The sequence below is a fragment of the Microbacterium umsixpiens genome (assembly GCF_053543675.1).
The window spans coordinates 15,415-20,430 of the sequence record NZ_JBLVOH010000146.1; the positions used below are offsets into that span (position 1 = coordinate 15,415).

Below are 5,016 nucleotides of genomic sequence, written 5' to 3' on the forward strand. Positions count from 1 at the left end.
GTCTGCGTCCGCTCGCTCAACCCGCCTCGAGGTCGAGCAGGTATCTCTTGCGCTCAGGGTGCGCGCCGTACTGGCCCACACTTCCGTCCGACCGGACGACGCGATGCACCGGCACGATGATCGAGAACGGCGTGAGCCGACACGCAGTGCCGACCGCGCGGGCCGCGCCGGGGTGTCCGGCACGGACGGCCACCTCTCCGTAGCTCATCGTTTCGCCCCATTCGATCGTGCAGATCGTCTGCAGGGCGCTCAGGTGGAATCCGTCCACCAGCCGCCAGTCGAGCCGGAGGTGCTGGTCGAAACGCACCGGGTCGCCGTCGAAGTAGTCGGCCAGAAGATGCGCGAGCTCGTCGGCGGCCCCGGGGTCGGGCTCCGGAACGGCGCCCAGCTGTCGTGTGACACCCTCGAGGAGCCAGGGAACGAGCGGGTCTTCGGATTCGGAGAGGTCGAATCGCACGATGCCCTCGTCCGAGAACACCGCGAGGGCATCACCGAACGGAGTCGGAGCGAAGTCATAGCGGAAGGTCATGCGACCATCCTGACCGGCATCGCTGTCCGGGGAGCACCGGCCTCCCGGGCGGGGTGGAGAACGTGACGGTCATCGCCACAGGGCAGGAGGAGTGCGGATCGGCTCTCGGAGGCGGATATTCGGCGGAAACCCGCCCGGGATACCCCAGCTCGCCCGGTCTCGCGCCTAGGGTGTCATTGTGTGGCGACGTGAAGACAAGACTGCGGAGAACACAGCGGCAGACGCTGCTGTGGCCATCGGCGATCTGCACGAGCCCACGACCGGCGTTGACATCGCCCATGCCGCTGAGGCTGAGCGCACCCGGCTGAGGGCGGAAGCGGCCGACCTCGGCGGCCCCTCTCCGCTGGTGAGCTTCCGCGACAGCCCGGAATCGGGCATCGACATCTCCAAGGCCCACCCCGGCAGCCTGCCGCAGTTCATCACCGGGAAATCGACCCTACTGTCGAACCTCTTCCGCGACGAGGTGGGTCTGCGCACCGCGCGGCTGGCCGCCGAGCGGATCACCGCGAAGAACACCGAACTGCGCACCGTCCGTGGCATCGAGGCCGTGCACCTGGCCGTCGGAGTCGCCCGGTGGCGCATCGGCGGAGCGGGCTTCGCCGCGCCCGTGCTGCTGCGGCCGCTGGCGATCCGGCGGCATCACTCCGACTTCGAACTCAAGCTCCAGGGCGCGTTCGAAGTCAATCCCGAACTCGTCCGCATCGCCCGTGATCATTTCGGGCTGTCGATCGATGCCGCGTCCCTCGCAGCGCTCGCGTACGACGGCGGGATCTTCAAGCCGCAGCCGGTCATCGACAACCTGCGCGTGATGACCCGCTCGATCGACACCTTCTCCGTAGAGCCGCGGCTCGTGGTGTCGACGTTCGCCGACGTCTCCGGAGCGATGTCCCGCGACGCCGGAAGCCTCGATCACGTGCTCCTCAATGCGCTGGGCGGCCATGTGGGCGACCGCGAGCGTGTGACGGCGCCTCGCGCCACGCCGCACCACACCGGACCCGACGATCGGGCTCCCGCATCGGACAATCTTCTTCTCGACGCAGACGCCGAGCAGGAAGCGGTTCTCGCGCGCATCGCCGCCGGGCACTCGCTCACGGTGGCGACGCTCCCCGGCACGGGCGGAACGCAGACGGTGATCAACGCGCTCGGCGAACTCGTCCGCGCCGGCAAGCGCGTGCTCGTGGTCTCGGCGCGTCGTTCGACACTCGACGGCGTTCGTCATCGGCTCGCGGGTATCGGGCTCGACAGCCTCGCGATCTCGCCGGCCAGCGTGCGTCGCGACCTGGTCAGGGCGATCGGCCGCAACGAGAAGGCGACACCACCCAAGGTCAGTGAGGTCGACGACGCGCTGGTGCGCCTCCGGACCGTCCTGCGCGACTACCGCCAGGCTCTCACGGCTCCCATCGCGGGAGTGGATGCCTCGGTGCTCGACGCGACCCGCCAGCTCACCAGGCTCGCGTCGCTGCCGGTGCCGCCGTCCACCACCGCTCGGCTCGGCACCGACGCTCTCCGTCGCCTCGCGGCAGATCGCAGCGAGGCTGCAGAAGCCCTCGCTCAGGCCGCGCGTCTCGGGGAGTTCCGCTTCGGCCCGAATGATTCGCCGTGGTACGGCGTGACCTTCACGAGCACCGAAGCGGCCAGAGCCGCGCACGAGCTCGCCGGTCGACTGCACTCGGACAGCGTCCCCGCTCTTCTCGAGCGCGGCTACGAACTGATCGCCCAGACGCACATGCGACCGTTTGCGACGATCGACGAGCTCGGCGAGTATCTGCGTCTGCTGCAGGGCATCCGCGATTCACTCGATCGCTTCAGCCCCACGGTCTTCGAGCGGCCGTTGGGCGAGCTCATCCAGGCGCACGGCTCGCGTCGCGACGCCCCCGGTCTCTCCGGAGCGAACCGGCGGCGGCTGCGGCGTCTGGCGAAAGAGTATGTCCGTCCGGGCGTCCACGTGACCGAGATGCATGAAGCGCTGCTGCGGATCCAGACTCAGCGCACGCAGTGGCAGCGGTACGTCGAGGCGGGGGTCGCACCGGAGATCCCGCTCGGTCTCGCCGACGTGTACGTGGCCTGGCAGCGGGCCGAGGCGGAGCTCGCCGAACTGGATGCCGCGCTGGGCCGCCGCGAGCCGTTGGCGTCGCTCCCGGTCGCACGACTCGTCCGCACTCTTGCCGGGCGCGCCGCCAAGTCCGACGTGTTCGAGAACCTCGTGGAGCGCGCCCAGCTGCGCGATCGACTCGCCCTCCTCGGACTCGAGCCGCTGCTCGCAGAACTTTCCGTGCGGCACGTGGCCGAATCGCAGGTGGGGGAGGAGCTCGAGTTCGCCTGGTGGCAGTCGCTCCTCGAGCGCGCGCTGCAGGACAACCGTGCTCTCCTCGGTGCGAACACCGCCGTCGTCGACCGGCTCGAGCGCGACTTCCGGCTGGTGGACGAGGCTCACGCCGCGATGGCGGGCCCGCTCCTGGCCTGGCAGCTCGCCAACCAGTGGCGGATCGCGATCGTCGACGAACCGCAGCAGTCGCAGCATCTCCGGCGCGCGCTGACTCAGCCCGCCGCGACCACTGCGCAGGTCGTCAGCGCCGCGCCGACCCTCGTCGACGTGCTCGCGCCCGTCTGGATCTCTTCCCCGTACCTCGTGCCGGAGATCCCGGAATCGGTCGAGTTCGACACCGTCCTTCTCGTCGATGCGGCCGCGATCAATCTGGCTGAGGCTGCACCGGCTATCTGCCGGGCACGCCAGGTCGTCGCGTTCGGCGATCCGGTCACGCAGCGTCCCACACCGTTCCACATCGCCGTGGATCCGGAGGACACCTGGGAGGCGGAGGTGTCGTTCGACGACGTCTCGGTGTTCGAGCGCCTCTCCGAGCTCCTGCCCGTGATGACTCTGACGCGCAGCTACCGTGCCGGTGGCGAGGATCTCGCTGAGCTCATCAACGATGCGTTCTACGGCGGCGAGATCGTCTCCCTGCCGTGGGCGGGCTCCTATCTCGGTCGCGGCAGCCTCACGGTCGACTACGTCGAGGGCGGGACGGGTACTCCTGATCCGGTGTCCGGTGCGGTCGAGAGCCCCGATGCCGAAGTCGCGCGTGTGGTGACCCTCGTGGTCGAGCACGCCGTTCACCGGCCCTCCGAATCCCTCATGGTGGTCACCGCCAGTGTGCGTCACGCCGAGCGCGTGCGTGCCGCTGTCACCTCCGCCTTCGCCGGGCGTTCCGACGTGGCGGACTTCGTCGGCCGTGATACCGCAGAGCCGTTCGCCGTCCTCACCCTCGAGGAATCCGTGGCGGAGAGTCGCGACCGCGTGATCTTCTCGCTCGGGTTCGGACTCACCAAGCACGGCCGTGTCCTGAGCGACTTCGGCGATCTCTCCACACCGGACGGCGAGCGTCTGCTCACGGTCGGGATGACCCGAGCCCGCCGATCGATGGTCCTCGTCTCGTCGATCCGCCCCTCCTCCTTCGACGATGGGCGCCTCGAGCACGGCGCAGCCACGCTCATGTCGATCCTCGGTGGTCTCGCCGCCCGCGGCAGGGATGCGCGGCTCGAGGATCTGGCTGACCCGCTCACTCTCGCCCTGGCCAGGGAACTGCGGCGGCTCGGCGCCTCCGTCGATGTCGACTACCGCGGACTGCTTCCGCTGGTCGCGCAGCACGGCGGCAAGGCGGTCGTGATCGAACCCGACCCGGAATCGCGCGGTGAGTCCCTGCGCGAGACGCTGCGGCTGCGGCCGCACGTCCTCCGTCGCCTCGGCTGGCACTACGTGCGCGTGCACGCGTTCGATCTCTACAGCGATCCGGCGACCGTCGCGACGCGCATCGCCGCCGTGTTGGGCATCTCCGACACCGTGCCGCGGGCCGAGAACGACACGCAGCCGCTCGATATCGCCGACACCCCGAATGACTGACCAGGTCGACCCCGATGCTCCGCGTCAACGTGTGGTGCGGGTCGCTGGATCGCGTCGTGCCCGACTGACTCCGGTGCCCGGAAGTGACCCGGCGCCGGAGACGGGGACCGATCAGCCGACGCCGCCACGTGCCCGGCCGAAGGGCGCGAAAGGCCCGAACGACGATCAGCTCATCCAGGACGTGCCGCCGCACTACTGATCGTTCTTCACGAGCCCGAGCCGGAAAGAGAGACGCGCGGTCCCTCCGAAGAGGAATCGCGCGTCTCGTGTCTGAGTGGAGGGCGTCAGGCGCCGCGCTGCGCCTTGAGCAGGTCGCGGATCTCCACCAGCAGCTCGGCCTCGCTCGCTGCGGCCGGCTCCTCCTCGGGCTCTTCGGCCGGCGTGCCCTTGCGTGCCTCGACGTGCGCCTTGAAGGTGTTCATCGGGAGTACGAAGACGAAGTAGACGACGGCGGCGACGGCGAGGAAGCTGATGATCGCCGAGATCAGGTCACCGATCGGGAACGTCACCGTCTCGCCGTAGATGTTCGGAACGGGGATCCCGAACTCCCCTGCGGCATCCGCCTTGAGGAAGAGTGAGATGAAGGGGT

3 protein-coding genes are annotated in these 5,016 nt (G+C 69.2%); 1 reads left to right on the plus strand and 2 read right to left on the minus strand.

All coding sequences use genetic code 11. From position 1 onward, the window contains the following. Positions 1–16: 16 nt before the first annotated feature. Positions 17–529 (minus strand): methylated-DNA--[protein]-cysteine S-methyltransferase, encoded by a 513-nt coding sequence (locus ACNPM4_RS14405; protein WP_105711310.1) that lies wholly within the window; start codon positions 527–529, stop codon positions 17–19. A 229-nt stretch (positions 530–758) separates the two neighbouring features. On the opposite strand from ACNPM4_RS14405, the gene ACNPM4_RS14410 reads away from it, so the two are divergent. Beyond that, a complete protein-coding gene (locus ACNPM4_RS14410) occupies positions 759–4,427 on the plus strand; it encodes an AAA family ATPase (RefSeq protein WP_448986104.1) in 3,669 nt (1,222 codons plus the stop codon). Positions 4,428–4,711: 284 nt separating this feature from the next. Here ACNPM4_RS14410 and ACNPM4_RS14415 read toward each other — a convergent pair. Beyond that, the coding region (locus tag ACNPM4_RS14415; RefSeq protein ID WP_448986103.1) for an MscL family protein at positions 4,712–5,016 on the minus strand (305 nt) is incomplete at its 5' end.

What these genes read in the sequence shown, in the direction of transcription:
- ACNPM4_RS14405 (WP_105711310.1), bottom strand. Translation starts at nt 529, where the DNA reads ATGACCTTCCGCTATGACTTCGCTCCGACTCCGTTCGGTGATGCCCTC.